The 20,541-nt window shown below is 36.5% G+C and carries 15 protein-coding genes and 2 pseudogenes; 11 read left to right on the top strand and 6 right to left on the bottom strand.

Annotated features, from left to right (window positions below; genetic code table 11):
• Positions 1-157 precede the first annotated feature (157 nt).
• Positions 158-733 carry a hypothetical protein gene (locus ACK4R1_RS07145; RefSeq protein ID WP_409685105.1) on the bottom strand — a complete coding sequence of 192 codons (576 nt, stop codon included), beginning with the start codon at positions 731-733 and terminating at the stop codon, positions 158-160.
• A 94-nt stretch (positions 734-827) separates the two neighbouring features.
• A complete protein-coding gene (rho, locus tag ACK4R1_RS07140) occupies positions 828-2,540 on the bottom strand; it encodes a transcription termination factor Rho (RefSeq protein ID WP_409685102.1) in 1,713 nt (570 codons plus the stop codon).
• 188 nt (positions 2,541-2,728) lie between these two features.
• Between rho and ACK4R1_RS07135 the strand changes: the two genes are divergently transcribed.
• Positions 2,729-3,139 (top strand): DUF4293 family protein, encoded by a 411-nt coding sequence (locus ACK4R1_RS07135; protein ID WP_409685099.1) that lies wholly within the window; start codon positions 2,729-2,731, stop codon positions 3,137-3,139.
• A 218-nt stretch (positions 3,140-3,357) separates the two neighbouring features.
• Here the strand turns inward: ACK4R1_RS07135 and ACK4R1_RS07130 are convergent, their stop codons facing one another.
• Entirely contained in the window at positions 3,358-3,852 is a 495-nt protein-coding gene (locus ACK4R1_RS07130; protein WP_409685096.1) for a metallophosphoesterase family protein, read from the bottom strand.
• Between the two features lie 154 nt (positions 3,853-4,006).
• On the opposite strand from ACK4R1_RS07130, the gene truA reads away from it, so the two are divergent.
• The 3 genes from truA to lpdA all read left to right on the top strand — a co-directional run bounded on the left by truA (position 4,007) and on the right by lpdA (position 8,145).
• Complete coding sequence (gene truA / locus ACK4R1_RS07125) at positions 4,007-4,744, top strand: tRNA pseudouridine(38-40) synthase TruA (protein WP_409685093.1); 738 nt, start codon at positions 4,007-4,009, stop codon at positions 4,742-4,744.
• A 1-nt stretch (position 4,745) separates the two neighbouring features.
• On the top strand, positions 4,746-6,500 hold the full coding sequence (locus ACK4R1_RS07120; RefSeq protein WP_409685090.1) for an ABC transporter ATP-binding protein: 1,755 nt from the start codon (positions 4,746-4,748) through the stop codon (positions 6,498-6,500).
• Between the two features lie 256 nt (positions 6,501-6,756).
• Complete coding sequence (gene lpdA / locus ACK4R1_RS07115; protein ID WP_409685087.1) at positions 6,757-8,145, top strand: dihydrolipoyl dehydrogenase; 1,389 nt, start codon at positions 6,757-6,759, stop codon at positions 8,143-8,145.
• A gap of 69 nt (positions 8,146-8,214) precedes the next feature.
• Here lpdA and ACK4R1_RS07110 read toward each other — a convergent pair whose 3' ends face one another.
• Both ACK4R1_RS07110 and gyrA read right to left on the bottom strand, forming a co-directional pair.
• A complete protein-coding gene (locus ACK4R1_RS07110; protein WP_409685084.1) occupies positions 8,215-9,546 on the bottom strand; it encodes a tetratricopeptide repeat protein in 1,332 nt (443 codons plus the stop codon).
• Between the two features lie 16 nt (positions 9,547-9,562).
• Complete coding sequence (gene gyrA, locus ACK4R1_RS07105) at positions 9,563-12,130, bottom strand: DNA gyrase subunit A (RefSeq protein WP_409685081.1); 2,568 nt, start codon at positions 12,128-12,130, stop codon at positions 9,563-9,565.
• A gap of 266 nt (positions 12,131-12,396) precedes the next feature.
• Between gyrA and ACK4R1_RS07100 the strand changes: the two genes are divergently transcribed.
• From ACK4R1_RS07100 to ACK4R1_RS07070, 7 genes and pseudogenes are all read left to right on the top strand, one after another.
• Complete coding sequence (locus ACK4R1_RS07100) at positions 12,397-14,940, top strand: ATP-dependent Clp protease ATP-binding subunit (RefSeq protein WP_409685078.1); 2,544 nt, start codon at positions 12,397-12,399, stop codon at positions 14,938-14,940.
• Positions 14,941-15,038: 98 nt separating this feature from the next.
• Positions 15,039-16,397, top strand: a pseudogene (gene rimK, locus ACK4R1_RS07095) (30S ribosomal protein S6--L-glutamate ligase); the annotation flags it as partial.
• A gap of 106 nt (positions 16,398-16,503) precedes the next feature.
• Positions 16,504-16,686 (top strand): GldL-related protein, encoded by a 183-nt coding sequence (locus tag ACK4R1_RS07090; protein WP_409685075.1) that lies wholly within the window; start codon positions 16,504-16,506, stop codon positions 16,684-16,686.
• 1 nt (position 16,687) lies between these two features.
• Positions 16,688-17,269, top strand: a complete 582-nt coding sequence (locus tag ACK4R1_RS07085; RefSeq protein ID WP_409685072.1) for a TMEM175 family protein — start codon at positions 16,688-16,690, stop codon at positions 17,267-17,269.
• Positions 17,270-17,271: 2 nt separating this feature from the next.
• Positions 17,272-17,631 carry a DUF1304 domain-containing protein gene (locus tag ACK4R1_RS07080; RefSeq protein ID WP_409685069.1) on the top strand — a complete coding sequence of 120 codons (360 nt, stop codon included), beginning with the start codon at positions 17,272-17,274 and terminating at the stop codon, positions 17,629-17,631.
• Between the two features lie 64 nt (positions 17,632-17,695).
• Complete coding sequence (locus tag ACK4R1_RS07075; protein WP_409685066.1) at positions 17,696-19,831, top strand: carboxypeptidase-like regulatory domain-containing protein; 2,136 nt, start codon at positions 17,696-17,698, stop codon at positions 19,829-19,831.
• A 112-nt stretch (positions 19,832-19,943) separates the two neighbouring features.
• Positions 19,944-20,207, top strand: a pseudogene (locus ACK4R1_RS07070) (DUF1304 domain-containing protein); the annotation flags it as partial.
• A gap of 63 nt (positions 20,208-20,270) precedes the next feature.
• Here ACK4R1_RS07070 and ACK4R1_RS07065 read toward each other — a convergent pair.
• Positions 20,271-20,501, bottom strand: coding sequence for a YdcH family protein (locus ACK4R1_RS07065; protein WP_409685063.1), 231 nt, complete (start codon positions 20,499-20,501; stop codon positions 20,271-20,273).
• Positions 20,502-20,541 lie beyond the last annotated feature (40 nt).

The raw sequence follows: 20,541 nt of genomic DNA, 5'->3' as shown, positions 1-20,541 counted from the left end.
TTTTTTGATTATTCCTCTAAGAGTGAATAGTACGTTGTGTTGTACGATTTCGAGAATGACAAGGATTGTGCCAAGCGGTTATTAGGAATAAATTGTCAGTTTTGGGTAAATTTGGCTGACAAGATGACATTTTGAATTTCAAATTTAGAATTACGAATTACGAATTTTGCTGTTTGGAGGCCAACTTGGAATAATAGAAAATCAAGAGGTTGGTTATGATGAAAACGTAGTAACCCCATTTGATTTGACGAATATGGTCGAAGGAACTTTCTAGAAATATGATATATGATAAAGTTAATAGAATTAGAAAAGTATTTATCAAAGCCAATTTATTCAAGGTTTGTATTCTTTTGGTAAATGATAAAATTATTAATGTCAAAGAAATCAAAATGATGGTATCAAATAGAAATGATATAAACATCCCCAAATCCTTGAACCATTTTTCCTTTTTAAAACTACTGGCAACTTCTTCTTTAAAATCTTTAAATGTCAAATCTTGAATAGCATAAACCGACAAACTTGCAATTTCAAAACCATTAAATGACAATTCATCTACAACTATGTTGTAAACCTCTTGTAGAAAAGTCTTTTCAATTAGTTTTCCATTGGTATCATATTCATCATAGGTCTTTACAAAACCATTTGTTTTATCATCGCAAGCATCATAAAACGGTGCCAACAATAATAAAAAACCTAATAAGGATAAAAAACGAAGTATTCTGGTAGTTTTCATAAAGGAGAAAATTGGGGTTCTTAAGCCAATCTTAAGAAAGCCTACCAAAGCGTGTGCCAAAAAAAATCCCAACTTCTCAGCTGGGACTCAATATCTAATCGTTCATCGAAATCAGGAACTCATCGTTGTTTCTGGTCTTCTTAATCTTATCATTTATCGTATCCATCGCTTCCACCGGATTCATATCGGCTAGGAACTTGCGCAGAATCCACATTCTTTGTAGTGTTTTTTCGTCTAATAACAAATCATCGCGACGCGTACTGGAAGAAGTCAAATCGATAGCCGGGAAAATTCTGCGGTTGGCAATTTTTCTATCCAATTGTAACTCCATGTTACCTGTTCCTTTAAATTCTTCGAAGATTACTTCGTCCATTTTAGAACCGGTTTCGGTTAAGGCTGTAGCAATGATACTTAATGAACCACCGTTTTCAACATTACGAGCCGCACCGAAGAAACGTTTTGGTTTTTGCAAAGCATTGGCATCAACACCACCCGATAATACTTTTCCGGATGCCGGTTGAACCGTATTGTAAGCTCTGGCCAAACGCGTAATCGAATCTAATAAAATCACCACATCGTGACCACATTCTACCAAACGTTTTGATTTCTCTAAAACAATATTGGCAATTTTCACATGCTCCATTGGTTCTCTATCGAAAGTGGAAGCAATTACTTCACCGCGAACACTGCGTTGCATATCAGTCACCTCTTCCGGTCTTTCGTCAATCAATAAAACTATCAAATAAACTTCGGGATGGTTAGCGGCAATGGCATTCGCAATGTCTTTTAACAACATCGTTTTACCGGTTTTCGGTTGGGCTACGATCATTCCACGTTGTCCTTTACCAATTGGCGAAAACAAATCCATTACTCGAGTAGAAACACTGGCTTGTTTATCGGCTATGTTGAATTTTTCTTTTGGAAAAATCGGCGTTAGGTGTTCGAAAGAAACTCGGTCACGCACGACTTGCGGATCATGTCCATTGATTTTTAAAACTCTCACCAGTGGAAAAAACTTCTCGCCTTCTTTTGGCGGACGCACAACTCCTTTTACAGTATCACCGGTTTTCAAACCAAACAATCTGATTTGAGAAGTTGATAAATAAATATCATCCGGTGAAGCTAAATAATTATAGTCAGAAGATCGCAAGAAACCATAGCCATCCGGCATCATTTCTAAAACGCCTTCACTCTCAATAATGCCATCAAATTCATAATCTGAATCGCGGAAGTTATTTTGCTTTTTACCTTTAAAATTAGGATTATTGTTGTTGGCATTCCCGTTTTGATTGGGATTTTGGTTCTTGTGTTTAGGCTCGCGGTTGCTGTTTTGGTTTGGATTGCTTTCAACTTCTGTAACAGCAGGTTTTTCGGCTATTTCTACTTCGTTGTCCGTTGCTTGCGAGGCTACTTCGGTATTGGAATTATTACTCTTTTTCTTTTCAAAAGGTTTTTTGAACTTTGGATTTTTATTTTCAAAAACCGGCTTTTGCTCCGCACGTTCGCTATCGGTCGCATCTTCTGCTACGACGACCACTGGTTCTTCATTGGCAAACAAATCACTTTGATTGGTTTCGGACGCTTTTTTGGTTTCAGGAGAAATTCTGAGCCTTTTGGTTTTATTATCTACAGGCTTTTCAGAGGCAACTGTGGGTTTATCTTCAGTCACAGCTTTGCTTTGGTGTTCCAAAATTTGCGCAATTAACGTATCTTTTTTGGCACCGGTAACTTTAATGGTTTTTGCTAATTTAGCAATTTCTTGAAGCTCAGAAAGCTTCATTTCTTTTAAGGCGGAAATATCAAACATCAATATTGTTTTGATTTAAATTTGTTCTTTGGAAAATACTGCAAATGTGGGTAGAAAATATTTGGTATAGAAAAGTCCGAAGATGAAGTACTTGCGGATTTGTTATGCAATAATACAAATAAATTTTTACCATGCAATAGTATTTTTTAAAAAGAAACTATATTTTTGTCCAACATTTTTCAAAAACTATGTTTAGAATACAGACTTATTATTTGATAGCCAGCCTGATTGTAACGGGAGCTTTACCTTTTGTGTTTCCTTTGTGGACAGATGCAACCGGTAAATCATTCTATTTTATGATGGATATCGCTTACACTGCGCTATTCGGATTAAGCAGTACGCTGTCATTACTGAGCATTTTATCACACACAAAAAGACAACAACAATTTGTCATGGGCAGATTGAATATCATATTGAATTTAATTTTATTAGGATTATTTGTGTATCGAACACTAAATCTATCCGGAGAAGCGGCTACCGTTTCTGAGAAGGGTATTGGGATGTTCCTACCTATTTTTTCTATCGTACTTTTGGTTTTGGCCAACAAAGCCATCAAAAAGGATGAAGATCTCGTAAAATCTGTGGATCGATTGCGATAAACCTATAAACTTAGTTTTTTAGTGCTGCGAAAAACCCGTCTCTTTAAACAGACGGGTTTTTTATTTTTAGCCACTAATTTTTTGAGGTATTTTCGAAAGATAACACTGTTGATTTTATTATGGCACACAAATTAACAAGAAAACAATCCGTGGAAATCCGTTGAATCTGTCAAATCTGTGGCGAAACTGAAAACTGCGACTGCAACTGTGACTGAAAACTATCGCTTACCAATCTCAATTATCTCTAAACCCTGAATCTTCTCGCCGTCAATTTCAAAACGCAACATCGTTCGCACCTGATGAAAGCCGTAAATCCCACAAGCACCCGGATTCATATGAAGTAAATTCAATTGTTTATCAAATTGAACTTTCAAAATATGCGAATGACCACAAATAAAAAGCTTCGGCGGATTGGTTTGAATTTCAGCTCTAATTGCCTGATTGTATTTTCCGGGATAACCGCCAATGTGTGTAATCCAAACCTCAACACCTTCGCAGAGAAATCGGTTATTTAAAGGAAATTCCATTCGGGCTTTCTCATCATCGATGTTGCCATAAACGGCTCGTAACGGTTTTATCGCTTTAATGGTATCGGTCACATTCAAATCGCCAATGTCTCCGGCATGCCAAACTTCATCCGCTTGCTGGACATACTTCAAAATCGTTTCATCAATGTGACTGTGCGTATCAGAAAGCAGCAGGATTTTTTTCATAGAGTACAAATGTAAAAGCCAACAAATTTATATTAAAAAAATTAACCTTTCTCCAACATAAAATCTTCGTAAATTTGCGCAACTTGAACCAGTTCAATGACTATTTTTTCAGCCTTTTTTCTGAACACTAATCACTGAACACTGAACACTAAAATTGAGATATTTTATCGAATTGGCTTATAAAGGAACAAATTACCACGGTTGGCAATACCAACCCGATGCCAGTTCTGTACAAGAAACCATCAACAAAGCCTTGTCTTTATTACTAAGAACTGAAATTGATATTGTTGGCGCCGGAAGAACTGACGCCGGTGTACATGCCAAAAAAATGTATGCGCATTTTGATTACGAAACCGAAATCGATTGTAAAATACTGACACACAAACTCAATGCTTTTTTGCCCAAAGACATTGTTATTTTTGATATTCTAAAAGTACACGATGAAGCTCATGCTCGTTTTGATGCTACGAAACGAACTTATGAATATCATATTCACACCTTTAAAGATGCTTTTGAAACTGATGGTAGTTGGTTGCACCAATTGCCTTTGGATTTAGACAAAATGAACCAAGCTTGCCAAATTTTATTCAAACACACTGACTTCGAATGTTTTTCGAAAACCCATTCTGATGTCAGAACGTTTAATTGTGTTATTTTTGAAGCACATTGGCAACAAAACGGAACTAAATTAGTGTTTACCATCGCTGCCGACAGATTTTTACGCAATATGGTTCGTGCCATCGTTGGCACTATGATTAACATTGGTTTAGGCAAAATATCCTTAGCTGATTTTGAAAAAATAATTGAAAGTAAAGATCGTGGTCAGGCCGGATTTTCAGTTCCTGCGCACGGTTTATATTTAACCCAAATTGATTACGACTACATAAAATAATATGCAAGCAAAAGCATTCGATACTAATTTATTCAAACGCATTTTAAAATACACCAAGCCTTATAAAAAAAGGTATTACGGTGTCATTTTGTTTGCCGTATTGCTATCGGTTTTTGCTGCGCTTCGTCCTTATTTGTTAAAACAAACGGTTGATGAATACATCGAACCCAAAGATGAACACGGATTGTTGTTTTATGTTACCATCATGGGAATCGTGTTGATTTTAGAAACACTTTCTCAGTTTTATTTTGTGTATTGGGCCAATTGGCTCGGACAAGATATTATTAAAGACATTCGGACCAAGTTGTTCAAACACATGTTAAGTTTCAGAATGAAATATTTTGATAACTCGCCTGTCGGCATGCTGGTTACCCGTTCAGTTTCTGACATTGAACAAATTGCACGTATTTTCAGCCAAGGCTTGTTCATGATCATCAGTGATTTGTTAAAGATGATTGTAGTCCTGATTTTTATGTTCTACATGAATTGGCGCCTGACATGGATTGTGATTTTAGCCATGCCGGTTTTAGTTTACATTACTCGAATCTTCCAACGAAAAATGCAAGTGGCTTTTGAAGAAGTTCGAAATCAAGTGGCCAATATGAATACGTTTGTACAAGAACGTGTGACCGGAATGAAAATCGTTCAACTTTTCAATAGGGAAAAAATTGAGTATGAAAAATTCAAAGAAATCAACCAAAAACACAACAAAGCTTGGATTAAAACCATTTTATACAACTCCATCTTCTTCCCTATCGCCGATATTATTACGTCGCTGACTTTAGGTGCTGTCGTACTTTACGGTGGTTTTCATATTTTGGATGGCGATAAGTTCACCACTTTTGGTGATTTATTTTCTTATACGATGTTTATCGGAATGTTGTTCAACCCTTTGCGCCAAATTGCAGATAAGTTCAACGAGATGCAAATGGGTATGATAGCCGCCAATCGTGTTTTTGACATTTTAGATACCAATAAAGATGTTCAGGAAGACGGAAAATTAGTAGCCAGCCATTTTAAAGGCAATATCCGATTTGAGAATGTCCGATTTGGTTATAATGACAAAGAAGAAGTACTAAAAGGCATTAATCTGAATGTAAAAGCAGGCGAAACCATCGCTATCGTTGGAGCTACCGGTGCCGGAAAATCAACCATTATCAATTTGCTAAATCGCTTTTACGAAATTAATTCGGGAACCATTTATGTCGATGACCAAAATATCAATGACTTCGAATTAGAAAGTTTGCGCCAACAAATTGCTATCGTTTTACAAGATGTTTTCCTTTTCGCCGATACGATTCACAACAACATTACACTTAACAATCCGAATATTTCTCGTGAAGAAGTAATGGAAGCCGCAAAAAAAATCGGCGTGAATAAATTCATCAAAACATTGCCAGGTGGTTATGATTATGACGTAAAAGAGCGCGGTGTGATGCTGTCTTCAGGCCAACGCCAACTAATTGCTTTTCTTCGGGCTTATGTAAACAATCCGAGCATTTTAATTTTAGACGAAGCAACTTCTTCCATTGATACTTACAGCGAAGAATTGATCCAAAAAGCCACTGAAAGAATTACCCAAGGTCGAACGTCAATAATTATCGCTCACCGTTTGGCTACCATCATGAATGCAGATAAAATCATAGTGATGGACAAAGGGCAAATTGTAGAAGAAGGAACGCATCAGGAATTGATTAACAAAGCACAAGGTTATTATAAAAATTTATACGATTCACAGTTTGCCGTAGAAAGCTAAATTTTCAAAATAAATCCTTAAATTCGCACCCGAGACTGTAAAGTCGAACTGACGAAGTAATCTCAAATAATCAATTAAATTTTATAAAAATAGCAAGAACATTAGCGACTGCATTTTTACATTAAATAAATAATTACAAGAAAATGGCACGAGCGACAGCGACTGCATTTTGTACAAAATAATAAATTAATACGAACAAAATGACACGAGGCTTTGCCGACTGCATTTTATACATATAACAAATAAAAACACAGAAATGAAATACGATATTATTGTTTTAGGAAGTGGTCCGGGCGGTTATGTAACAGCTATTCGTGCCTCACAATTAGGCTTTAAAGTAGCCGTAATCGAAAAAGAAAACCTTGGAGGGATTTGTTTGAATTGGGGTTGTATTCCAACAAAAGCACTTTTAAAATCGGCTCAGGTTTTTGATTACCTAAAACATGCTTCAGATTATGGTTTGACCGTAAAAGAATTCGACAAAGATTTCAATGCCGTTATTGCTCGTTCTCGTGGCGTAGCTGACGGTATGAGCAAAGGTGTTCAATTTTTGATGAAGAAAAACAAAATTGACGTTATTGATGGTTTTGGTAAAGTAAAACCCGGCAAAAAAGTGGATGTAACCGCAGCTGACGGAAAAGTAACTGAATATTCTGCAGACCATATTATTATTGCTACCGGAGCTCGTTCAAGAGAATTACCAAACTTGCCGCAAGATGGAATAAAAGTCATTGGTTACCGACAAGCGATGACTTTGCCAACACAACCAAAGAAAATGATTGTAGTGGGTTCAGGTGCAATTGGTGTTGAGTTTGCTCACTTTTACAATGCTATGGGAACTGAAGTAACTATTGTGGAGTTTATGCCGAATGTAGTTCCGGTAGAAGACGAAGACATCTCAAAACAATTTGAGCGCTCGTTGAAAAAATCAGGCATTACAGTAATGACCAATTCTTCAGTTGAAAGAATTGACACCACAGGAAAAGGTGTGAAAGCCTTTGTAAAAACTGCCAAAGGCGAAGAAGTTTTGGAAGCTGACATTCTGCTTTCTGCCGTAGGAATTAAAACCAATATAGAAAACATCGGCTTAGAAGAAACCGGTATCAAAACCGATAAAGATAAAATTCTGGTAAACGATTTTTACCAAACTAACATTCCAGGTTACTATGCCATTGGTGATGTAACGCCAGGACAAGCTTTGGCTCACGTAGCATCTGCAGAAGGAATTCTTTGTGTGGAAAAAATCAAAGGTTTACATGTTGAGCCTTTAGATTATGGCAACATTCCGGGTTGTACTTATGCAACACCTGAAATTGCATCTGTCGGTATGACTGAAAAACAAGCCAAAGAAAAAGGATACGAATTAAAAATTGGTAAATTCCCTTTCACGGCTTCAGGAAAAGCAAAAGCAGCCGGAACTCCGGATGGTTTTGTTAAAGTAATTTTTGATGCCAAATATGGCGAATGGTTAGGTTGCCACATGATTGGTGCCGGCGTAACCGATATGATTGCAGAAGCAGTAGTAGCTCGTAAATTAGAAACAACAGGTCACGAAATCTTAAAAGCGGTTCATCCACATCCAACGATGAGTGAAGCGGTTATGGAAGCGGTAGCTGATGCTTATGGAGAAGTAATTCACTTATAACATCCGAAAAATAAAGCATAAAAAAACCATCCTAATCGGATGGTTTTTTTATGGAATCAAATTAAAAGATTATAATTTGGCTTTCAAAGCTTTATACTTATCAGTCATCTCTAAAGCATTATAAACACTCAACAATGTTCTTTTGGCCGGATCATTTGTTGGTTCTAAGTCTACTGCTTTTTCAAGATATGGTAAAATTAATTTGAAATTATCTTCTCTTAACTTTTTAATCACTTCGTAGCGTTTGTTGTCTTTTTCAGAAGTTCCCAATTTATTCAATTCTGTTACCCATTTTTCATCTGCTCTTAACTTTAGTTCAGCAAAATTTAAATAAGCATTAAAATAACTAGGATTGATTTCTATGGCTTTTAAATAATATTTTTCTGCTTCATCCAACTTACCTGCATTTCCGGTAATAACACCAAGGTTAAAAACCAAATCAGCATTATTAGGATTTTTAGCCAAAGCCTCGTTAACCAATCTTGTGTAAGAATCAAAGTCTTTTAACTTTAAATAAATATCCATTTCTGCAAACAACAAAGAATCATCTTCAGGACTGCTCTTTCTGGCTTCTTGAACAGCAAGAATAGCTTCATTACTTTTCCCTTGTTGAATTAAGATTAAGGCTATATTCTTATTAATCTCTGATTTTTTTGAAGGATTTTTTTCATCTCTAGGTTTTGAATGTGTTTTTGTAGTATTCACGGAAATATCACGAAGGCTTTTATTCGCTCCAAAGCTTTCTTCTTGCTTAGAAGTATTATTAACGGCATAGTAAAAAGTTCCTTCACCGGAATAATTTAGTGCTTTTAATTCGGTGTAAAACTGTAAAGCTTTTTCGTAATCCTGACCGTTTACGGCATAAGAAGCAGCATAAAACAGCATATCCGCATCTTTTTTATCCAATTGATAGAGGGAATATAATACATCAGCAGCTTCTTTACTTTTACCTGCTTTTCCATAACCGGTTGCTACTTCAACAATTTGCGGCTTATAGGAACCGATGGTTTCCAAAATATCATCAGTATAAACTTTTTTACCGGTTTTCTTTTCATAATCAAGCGTAGCATTCAAACCGGCTGCAAAGTCAGCAATCGATTTTGGCGACAAAGCTCTGGCTATAGTAGCTTGCGCTTGAGCAGCTGTTGCAGGATCCATAGCTACGGCATTGATCTCTAAAAGAGGTGTCATGCTTTTATAAAAAGCGACATAGATTTTATCTCCTTCTTCAGTTGCCAATGGCTCAGCTTTGGCTACAAGATTTTTATATTCTGCTAAATCATTTCCCTTGATAACCTCTTTAGCATAAATTCTCTTCAACGATTTCAACTCATCTTTTTGAGCTGAAGCCGAAACAGAAACTAGTATTGAAGAGGCCAATACAATGTGTTTAATTTTCATGTGGTATTATTTTAAATTATTCTTGTGTTTCTTCAGTAGTATCTTCAGAAGTTTCAGCATCATTACTTTCGTCGGTTTCAACACCTTCAACGATTTCGCCTTCTACTTCTTCCACTTCGTCTTCTTTCATTACTTTGGTTACCGCTGCAATGGAGTCATTTCCTTTGATATTAATCAAACGAACTCCTTGTGTAGCTCTTCCCATTACTCTCAAATCAGACACTTCCATTCTGATGGTCAATCCGGATTTGTTGATAATCATCAAATCGTCTTCATCCGTTACGGCATTAATTGAAATCAATGCACCGGTTTTTTCAGTGATGTTTAGGGTTTTTACTCCTTTTCCACCTCTGTTAGTAATACGGTAAACATCTTCTCCGTCTTCATCCACCAATTTGGTTCTTTTTCCGTAACCGTTTTCGGTAACTACTAAAAGTTGGGTATCATTGATATCGTCCTTATTAACAGAAACCATTCCAATTACTTCGTCTTTATCATCGGCTAAGGTAATTCCGCGAACTCCCGAAGCTGTTCTTCCCATCGGACGGGTTTTTTCTTCTTCGAAACGAACCAATTTTCCGGATTTCACCGCCACTAAAACTTGGCTTTCTCCGTTGGTTAATTTGGCTTCTAATAGTTCGTCGTCTTCTCTGATGGTAATGGCGTTGATACCATTTTGACGCGGACGTGAATATTGTTCCAATGGCGTTTTCTTCACCTGACCTTGTTTGGTCGCCATGATTACATAATGACTGTTGATATATTCTTCGTCTTTTAAATCTTGGGTACAAATGAAAGCTTTTACTTTATCATCACTTTCGATGTTGATTAAGTTTTGAATTGCACGACCTTTGCTCGTTTTACTACCTTCCGGGATTTCATAAACACGCATCCAGAAACATTTTCCTTTTTGAGTGAAGAACAATAAATATTGGTGATTGGTTGCAACAAACAAATGTTCTAAGAAATCTTGGTCACGAGTACCGGCACTTTTTTGGCCAACGCCACCTCTGTTTTGGGTTTTGTATTCAGATAAGTTGGTACGTTTGATGTAACCGGCATGCGATATGGTGATTACCACATTTTCATCGGCTATTAAATCTTCAATACTTACATCGCCACCAGAGTATTCGATAGTAGAACGACGTTCGTCACCATATTTATCTCTGATTTCGATTAATTCGTCTTTAATCAATTGCATTCTTAATTCTTTACTTGCTAATAAATCTTTCAAGTGCTGAATTAACTTCATGATTTCTTCGTATTCCGCTCTCAACTTGTCTTGTTCCAGACCGGTTAATTGACGCAAACGCATTTCAACTATGGCACGTGCTTGGATTTCGGATAAGGTAAAACGCTCAATCAATTTAGTACGAGCTTCATCACCATCTTTAGATGAACGGATTAAGGCGATAACTTCATCAATATTATCCGAAGCAATGATTAAACCTTCTAAAATGTGTGCTCTTTCTTCTGCTTTGCGCAATTCGAATTGTGTTCTTCTCACTACTACATCATGACGGTGTTCAACAAAGTAGTGAATCAAATCTTTTACATTCAACATTTGCGGTCTTCCATTTACTAGCGCAATGTTGTTCACACTGAAAGAAGATTGCAATGCCGTAAATTTATACAGTGTATTTAAAACCACATTCGGAACGGCATCACGTTTCAATTCATAAACGATACGCATTCCATTTCTATCCGATTCATCACGGATATTTGAAATACCTTCGATTTTCTTTTCATTAATCAAATCGGCAGTTTTCTTAATCATTTCGGCCTTGTTGACTTGGTATGGAATTTCAGAAACAATAATAGCTTCTCTTCCGTTAGATTCTTCAAAACTCACTTTGGCACGAATTACAATTCTACCACGTCCTGTTTTGAAAGCTTCACGAACACCTTCGTAACCATAAATTACACCACCTGTTGGAAAATCAGGGGCTTTGATGTGTGTGATTAATTCGTCTATTTCAATATCATTATTGTCAATGTACGCTAAAGTACCATCAACTACTTCTGTTAAATTATGTGGTGGCATGTTTGTAGCCATACCCACTGCAATACCCGATGCACCGTTAATCAATAAATTCGGAACTCTCGTAGGCATCACTTTTGGCTCATATAACGTATCGTCAAAGTTTAGTTGAAAATCCACTGTCTCTTTGTCGATATCTGCCATAATGTCCTCTGACATTTTCTTCATTCTGGCTTCCGTGTAACGCATCGCTGCCGGACTATCGCCATCAACAGAACCAAAGTTACCTTGACCGTCTATTAATAGATAACGTAAACTCCATTCTTGCGCCATACGAACCATGGCGTCATAAACTGAAGTATCGCCGTGCGGGTGATATTTACCCAATACTTCTCCAACAATTCTTGCGGATTTTTTGTGCGCTCTGTTTGAAAAAACGCCTAAATCATACATTCCATATAACACTCTTCGGTGTACCGGCTTTAAACCGTCACGCACGTCAGGTAGCGCTCTTGAGACAATTACAGACATCGAATAATCGATGTAAGCTGATTTCATTTCATCTTCGATGTTAATAGGAATTAACTTTTCTCCGTCAGACATATTTTATAAATTATTAATAAAAAATTAGTTTAAATTCAAAACGTGCTAATATAGAATATTTATAGCTTTTAGCGTCAATTTTAGTCTACAAATTTCAATGATTTATTAACAAAATAGGCTCTTTTTTTGGTTAATAAAATAGTAACACTACTGCTTTTATTATTGGCTTTTTTTTTGTCAATTAGCTGACAGTACATTTAGGCGGAATGATTTTTGTTAGAACCATTCATAATAACTAAATTTACATTACCAACAACCTTATTTATATGGATGATAATTTTTCACCAAGAGTCAAAGATGTTATAACCTACAGCAAGGAAGAAGCATTACGTTTAGGCCATGATTTTATAGGCACTGAACATTTGATGCTTGGTATCCTCAGAGATGGAAATGGTAAAGCAATTGCCATTTTGAATAACCTGTCTATAGATTTAGAACATCTGCGAAAGAAGGTCGAAATCTTAAGTCCGGCCAACCCTAATGTTGAAATCAGCAACGAAAAGAAAAATTTACACTTGACTCGTCAAGCAGAACGTGCCTTAAAAACAACCTTCTTAGAAGCTAAAGTATTTCAAGCAACTTCCATAAGTACAGCCCATTTACTTTTGTGTATTCTAAGAAATGAAAATGATCCTACAACCAAACTATTGCATCGTCTAAAAATAGATTATAACGTAGTTAAAGAACAATATTTGAATATGACACCAAACGAAGAAGATTTTACAGATAACTTGCCAAGAAATGAGTCATTCAATGATGATTCTGGTCAAGATGACAGCTTAAAAGAAGGAAGCTTCAATAATCCGGCGAACAAGACTAATAAAAAATCGAAAACTCCGGTTTTGGATAACTTTGGTCGTGACTTAACGGAATTAGCTGAAGAAGGCAAACTCGACCCTGTAGTAGGTCGTGAAAAAGAAATTGAGCGAGTATCTCAAATTCTAAGCCGAAGAAAGAAAAACAATCCGTTACTAATCGGTGAGCCGGGTGTTGGTAAATCTGCCATCGCCGAAGGTTTGGCTTTGCGCATCATTCAAAAGAAAGTATCGCGTATTCTTTTCAACAAAAGAGTCGTGACGCTTGACTTGGCTTCGCTGGTTGCCGGTACCAAATACCGCGGACAATTCGAAGAAAGAATGAAAGCCGTAATGAACGAATTGGAGAAAAACGACGATATCATTTTATTTATTGACGAAATCCATACGATTGTTGGAGCCGGTGGCGCCACAGGTTCGTTAGATGCGTCAAATATGTTTAAACCGGCGTTAGCCCGTGGTGAAATACAATGTATCGGTGCTACAACGCTCGACGAATACAGACAATATATAGAAAAAGATGGTGCACTAGAAAGACGTTTCCAAAAAGTAATTGTAGAACCAACTTCGGTAGAAGAAACAATTACCATTTTGAACAACATCAAAAACAAATACGAAGACCATCACAACGTAATTTATACTGACGAAGCGATTGAAGCGTGTGTGAAATTAACCAACCGCTATATGTCGGAGCGTTTTCTTCCGGACAAAGCGATCGACGCTTTAGACGAAGCCGGTTCGAGAGTTCACATTACCAATATTGATGTGCCGAAACAAATTTTAGACTTGGAACGCCAATTAGAAGAAGTACGCGACTTGAAAAACTCTGTCGTTAAAAAACAAAAATACGAAGAAGCCGCGAAATTACGTGACGACGAAAAGCGCTTGGAAAAAGACTTAGCCATTGCACAAGAACAATGGGAAGAAGATTCTAAAAGCAACCGAATTCGCGTAACCGAAGACAATGTAGCCGATGTGGTTTCGATGATGACAGGAATTCCGGTAAATCGTATCGCACAAACGGAAAGCAATAAACTAGCGCATTTACCTGAATTAATTCAAGGAAAAGTAATCGGACAAAACGAAGCAGTTTTAAAAATATCACGCTCTATTCAAAGAAATCGTGCCGGATTAAAAGATCCTAATCGACCAATTGGCTCGTTTATTTTCTTAGGACAAACCGGTGTTGGTAAAACCCAATTGGCGAAAGTGTTGGCCAAAGAATTATTCGATTCTGAAGATGCATTAATCCGTATCGACATGAGTGAATACATGGAAAAATTCGCGATTTCGAGATTAATCGGTGCGCCTCCGGGCTATGTTGGCTATGAAGAAGGCGGACAATTAACTGAAAAAGTTCGTAGAAAACCGTATTGTGTTGTACTTTTAGACGAAATCGAAAAAGCGCATCCTGATGTGTTTAATATGATGTTACAAGTGTTAGATGACGGTTATTTGACGGATAGTTTAGGTCGAAAAATCGATTTTAAAAACACGATTATCATTATGACTTCGAATGTTGGAGCGCGTCAATTGAAAGACTTCGGTCAAGGCGTTGGTTTTGGCACCGCTGCCAAAGTGGCTCAAGCTGATGACCATTCGAAAAGTGTAGTTGAAAATGCTTTGAAGAAAACCTTTGCGCCTGAATTCTTAAACAGAATTGATGATGTAATTGTATTCAATCCGCTAGAAAAGCACGACATCGATTTGATCATCGAAATCGAATTGAAAAAATTATATGCTCGTGTAGAAGAGTTGGGTTATAAACTAAATCTTTCAGATACCGCCAAAGCGTTTATCGCTGACAAAGGCTTCGACAAACAATTTGGTGCGCGTCCATTAAAAAGAGCGATTCAAAAATATGTTGAAGATGCTTTAGCCGAAGAAATAATTACTTCGAAAATAGCTTCAGGCGATGAGATTTTTATGGATTTAGACGAAACTGCTCAAGAGTTGACTGTTACGATTCAAAAAGCAGAAAAGCCAACAAAGTAAGATCAATTTAATCTTTTAAAAAAAGCCACAAATGGCACTAATTCACGCCAATTAATCAGTGAGAATTCGTGTTATTTGTGGCTTATAATTTTTACAAAATGCCAATAAATAAAATCATATTAGGTTCCGAAGAATGGTGTTCCTTTCCCGAGCTCGGTATTCCGGCTATTAAAGCTCGTGTAGATTCGGGGGCTAAAACTTCAGCACTACATGCCATCAATATTGCTCCATTTCTGAAAGATGGTGAAAACTGGGTGAAATTCGACATCAACCCGATTCAGAATAACCTCAAAACCGTGATTCATTGTGAAGCCAGATTAGTGGATAAAAGAATTGTAAAAAGTTCTAGCGGATTTCGAGAGCAACGCTATGTGATTAAAACCAATTTGTGCATTGGAACCGATACTTGGGAAATTGAAATGACCTTAACCAATCGAGACTCTATGGGTTTCCGAATGTTATTAGGTCGAGAAGCCATGAGTGGTAGAATACTGGTTGATCCGGAACAAAAATATTTATTGGGCCAAACTTCCACCGAAAATTTAAAAGACTTATACCAAGACGCTATTGCCATTAAATCGGGTCTGCGAATTGGTGTTTTGGCCAGCAATCCCGAATTGTACAGCAACAAACGCATCATGGAAGCCGGTGAAATGCGCGGTCACGAAATGCATTTTTTGAACATCAAGGAATGTTATATGAAACTCGATGCACACAATCCCGAAATTCATTATCGAGGCGGAAAAGTTTTGGATAATTTTGATGCGGTAATTCCGCGAATCCGTCCAAGTATCACCTTTTACGGTTGTGCTTTGACGCGCCAGTTTGAAGCGATGAAAGTCTTCTGCTTAAATTCAGCGGCAGCGATAACCCAATCACGTGACAAACTATTTTCACTACAATTGCTATTACACCACGGCGTAGATATTCCGACAACGGGATTTGCGAATTCTCCTTTGGATACCGACGATTTGATTAAAATGGTTGGCGGTTCTCCGTTGATTGTAAAACTATTGGAAGGAACACAAGGTAAAGGTGTCGTTTTGGCCGAAACCAAAAAAGCAGCGGAATCGGTAATCAATGCTTTCAAAAGTTTGAATGCTAATATTTTGGTACAAGAATTTATCAAAGAAGCTGACGGAAAAGATTTGCGTTTGTTTGTAGTCGATGGTAAAGTCGTTGCTACTATTCAACGTGAAGCAGCGCCGGGAGAATTTAGAGCCAACATTCACATGGGTGGAACAGCTTCAATCATTAAACCAACTCCTGAAGAAAAGAAAATTGCCATCAAAGCTGCCAAAGCCATGGATTTAAAAGTGGCCGGAGTAGATATTATTCGCTCATCTAAAGGTCCATTGTTATTAGAAGTAAACTCTTCCCCAGGATTAGAAGGCATCGAAGGCGCAACAAATAAAGATATTGCCGGAGAAATGATTAAGGCGATTGAGAAGCATTTTAATCAATTTAAAGGCAATAGTGAAAAGGCATTAGGCAGTAGTAAAAATAAATTACCGGAAAACCAACAACTGACATCCGAACTCTGAAAAAAATAAACAAATAAGTATGAATAAAACTTATCTTGCTCCAGCCATTGTATTCCTTATTGGAATGATCTTAACGATTATTGGTGCTTTATTCAAAATAATGCATTGGACCGGTGCCAATGTCCTCTTGTCTATTGGTATGTTGTCAGAAGTTTTAGCCATTATAACCCTTATTATAACATTGATAAAAAACGCAAAATAGAATGAACAAAAACAGACTCGAAGCCTTTAGTGATGGCGTTTTAGCGATTATCATCACCATTATGGTATTGGAATTTAAAGTTCCAAATAGTGTCAGTTACGAAGCTCTAGTTCCGTTGCTGCACAAATTTTTGAGTTATGTTTTGAGTTTTATTTATGTTGGAATTTATTGGAACAATCACCATCACATGATGCATACTGTAAAAAAAGTGAACGGAAAAATTCTTTGGGCCAATTTGCATTTGCTGTTTTGGCTGTCGCTTATTCCTTTTGCTACAGCATGGATTGGCGAGCATCAATTCGCTCCTTTTCCAATGATGTTTTACGGGTTTATCCTCTTAATGAATGGTGTTGCTTACTTTATTTTACAGAATCTAATCCTAAGCCATCACGGTAAAGATTCGATATTGTCAAAAGCTTTAGGTAAAGATTACAAAGGCAAGTCCTCGCCTATTCTATACTTTATTGCTATCCTTTTGGCCTATAAATATCCTTCCGTTGCCGGAACCATTTATATATTTGTTGCATTGATGTGGTTGATCCCTGATAAAAGAATTGAGCGTATTTTTAACGAAAACAAATAACCATGAACTTACTTTCACAACTTATCATCGGATTTATTGCTCTTTTGCATATTTATATTCTTTGGCTCGAAATGTTTGCTTGGACCACTCGCGGTCGTAAAGTTTTCAAAACCATTCCGGAAGACCAATTTGAAAAGACCAAAGTCATGGCTGCCAATCAAGGTTTGTATAACGGATTTCTCGCTGCAGGATTGATTTGGTCACTCATGATTAGCGATGCTGACTGGAGCCAAAATATAGCTTTGTTTTTCTTAAGTTGTGTTCTTATAGCCGGAATTTACGGAGCGTTGACAGCTTCTAAAAGGATTTTCTTTGTTCAAGCGGTTCCTGCGATTTTGGGATTGTTGAGTTTTCTACTGTAATAATTTTTCAGTGTTTCCAACCTTTTCCGGAAAAAAGATATCCAAGTATATAAACACTTATATCATGGAGACTTCTTTTTCTTTCAAGACCATTACAACTGCTATCTTATTCTTTGCATTATCTACCTTAAGTAGTAATGCTCAAAAAATCAATGGTGTCATTTGTGATGAAAACAAAAAACCTTTGGCAAATGTTGAAATCATTAATCTAAAAAACAATTTCGTTACAATTTCTAAGACTAACGGAAGTTTTTCCATCAAGGGAAACTATAAAGACTTATTAAAATTTATTTATCCGGGTAAAACTTCCAAAACTGTTGCAATCAACAATAGTAACGATACTAAAGTTTTTTTTGACGATAAAGCAAAAATTGAAAAGATAGCCCAAGAAAAAAGAGCCAAAGAGCAAAGGAAAATAGACAAAAAAAACAAGTCTAAAAATAGCAAAATAAAAACCGTCGCCGTTAAAGAACACGACTTAAACGGAAACCCGTTAAAGAATAATGTAGTTGGACAAGTTTTTGATAATTTCGGACCGATTCCGGGTGTCAATGTAGTTATCAGAGGAACTACCAAAGGAACCCAAACCAATTTTGACGGTTATTATGGTATTGATGCCAAAATGGGCGATGTTCTCGAAATCAGCTTTATCGGTATGAAAACAATTCATGTATTGGTAAACCATAAGATAATTAATGTAAAATTACAGGATGATTCTGTAACACTTTCTGAGGTTGTAGTTACCGGTTATGGTAGCAGAACTAAAAAAAGCAAAGTAAGTGCTTCTTATGATGTTGTTAAAACCGAAGAAATCAGTGAAACTGTTTTGCCAATAACTGATAAAAGCATTGTATTAAAAGGAAATACTTCAACCAAAGCAGGACAATTAACCGCAGGTGAAGTCAATGATTTTAGCCATTATGACTATTGGAAAGGGTTAACCGAAACCGAATGGAACCAATGGAAAAACCATTGGAAAATTAACCCTAAATTCAGGTACTCTATCAGTTTAAAAAATGACAAAGGCTTCCCTATCATCAATAGAACGGTTCATTTAAAAAATGCCTCTGAAATCATTTGGACCGCAATGACTGACAATACCGGTCGTGCTGAGTTATGGTATAATCCTAATGATTTGTCAATCGAAAAAGTGACTGCTAAACTTCAAATCATTGATGATAAAAAAGTGGTTTTAGTAGCCAATCCAAAGGAATTTCACGAAGGCATCAACTTTTATACTTATCAGGAAAATTGCGTAACTCAAAACAAAATCAACATCGCTTTTATGATAGATGCCACTGGATCTATGGGAGATGAAATAAGTTATTTACAAGCCGAATTGTATGATGTTATTGAACGAACACAAAAACAATTTCCTAACGCAGATTTGTCAATGGGAAGTGTTTTTTACAGAGATAATGGTGACGACTATTTGGTGAAAAACTTTGATTTCACCACTGAAGTTCCAGATGTAATTTCATTCATTAAAAAACAATATGCTGATGGCGGCGGCGATTATCCCGAAGCTGTGATTGAAGGCCTAGAAGCTTCCATTGAAAGTATGACTTGGGAAGATGATGCTCGTGCCAAATTATTGTTTCTTTTACTTGACGCACCACCGCATTATTCAAAAAGTAATATTTTAAAATTACAAGATTTAGCCAAAAAAGCGGCTCAAAAAGGCATCAGAATTATTCCGATTGCCGCTAGTGGAATTGACAAAAGCACAGAGTATTTGATGCGTTCTTTTGCCTTAGAAACCAATGGAACCTATCTTTTTATCACAAACCACAGCGGTATTGGCAATAACCATATTGAACCTTCTACAGAAAGCTATAAAGTGGAAATGCTAAACGATTTGATTTTGAGAATTATTCTACAATTTGCCTCGGTAAATAATTGTGAATCTGTAACTTCTAATTATTCAACAAATACCAAAATAGAAGACCAATTGACCAATGCTAAAACCATTAATTTTAATTATTATCCAAATCCAACAACCGGGCCGGTAACCATAACCATTGATAAAGAAGCAACTGAATTGTATTTGTTTGATACTACGGGAAAATTAATTTTATACCAAACTAAAAAATCAACCGAATACAAAATTGATTTGTCACAATTACCCAATGCGATTTATTATTTGAAAGTTATTGTAGAAGACAAAGAACTATTAGGTAAAATTGTCAAAAGGAATTAACTAATTTAATCCTCCAACTCAATCTCGAAACTATTCAAAAACGACACCGAGTACTCAATATAGTAATACAGAATTTGGTCTTCTTTTACAAAGTCTCTTCAGAACGGTAAGTTTTAAAGAAATACCCGAAGACCAATTTGAAAAGACCAAAGTCATAGCTGCCAATCAAGGTTTGTATAACGGATTTCTCGCTGCAGGATTGATTTGGTCACTCATGATTAGCGATGCTGACTGGAGCCAAAATATAGCTTTGTTTTTCTTAAGTTGTGTTCTTATAGCCGGAATTTACGGAGCGTTGACAGCTTCTAAAAGGATTTTCTTTGTTCAAGCAGTTCCTGCGATTTTGGGATTGTTGAGTTTTGGCTTGAAAATTTGATTGCATCAAAAAACAAAAAAACCACGTCTTTCAACGTGGTTAACAACTCAATTAACTTCTAATCTATTTACTTAAATGCGCGTAAATTTCGTCTTTTAAAAATAACAATTTGGCCTTTAATTCATGTACAAAATTGTCATTGGCAATTTCCGAACCCATGTTGATTCGGTGGATTTGGTGTTCAATTTCGTGATACTCGTCAAATAATTTTCTGAAATGGGTATCTGAAATCTTTAGTTCGTGTATCCTTTCTTTATGTTCCGGGAACTCGTGCAATAAATCGTGTTTTTCCATGGGTTTTCAGTTTTAGCGTTTACTATGTTTACAGTGGTTT

Source organism: Flavobacterium sp. (assembly GCF_046293665.1).
Classification (GTDB): Bacteria; Bacteroidota; Bacteroidia; order Flavobacteriales; family Flavobacteriaceae; genus Flavobacterium.
This window is presented reverse-complemented; position numbering and strand designations above follow the sequence as displayed.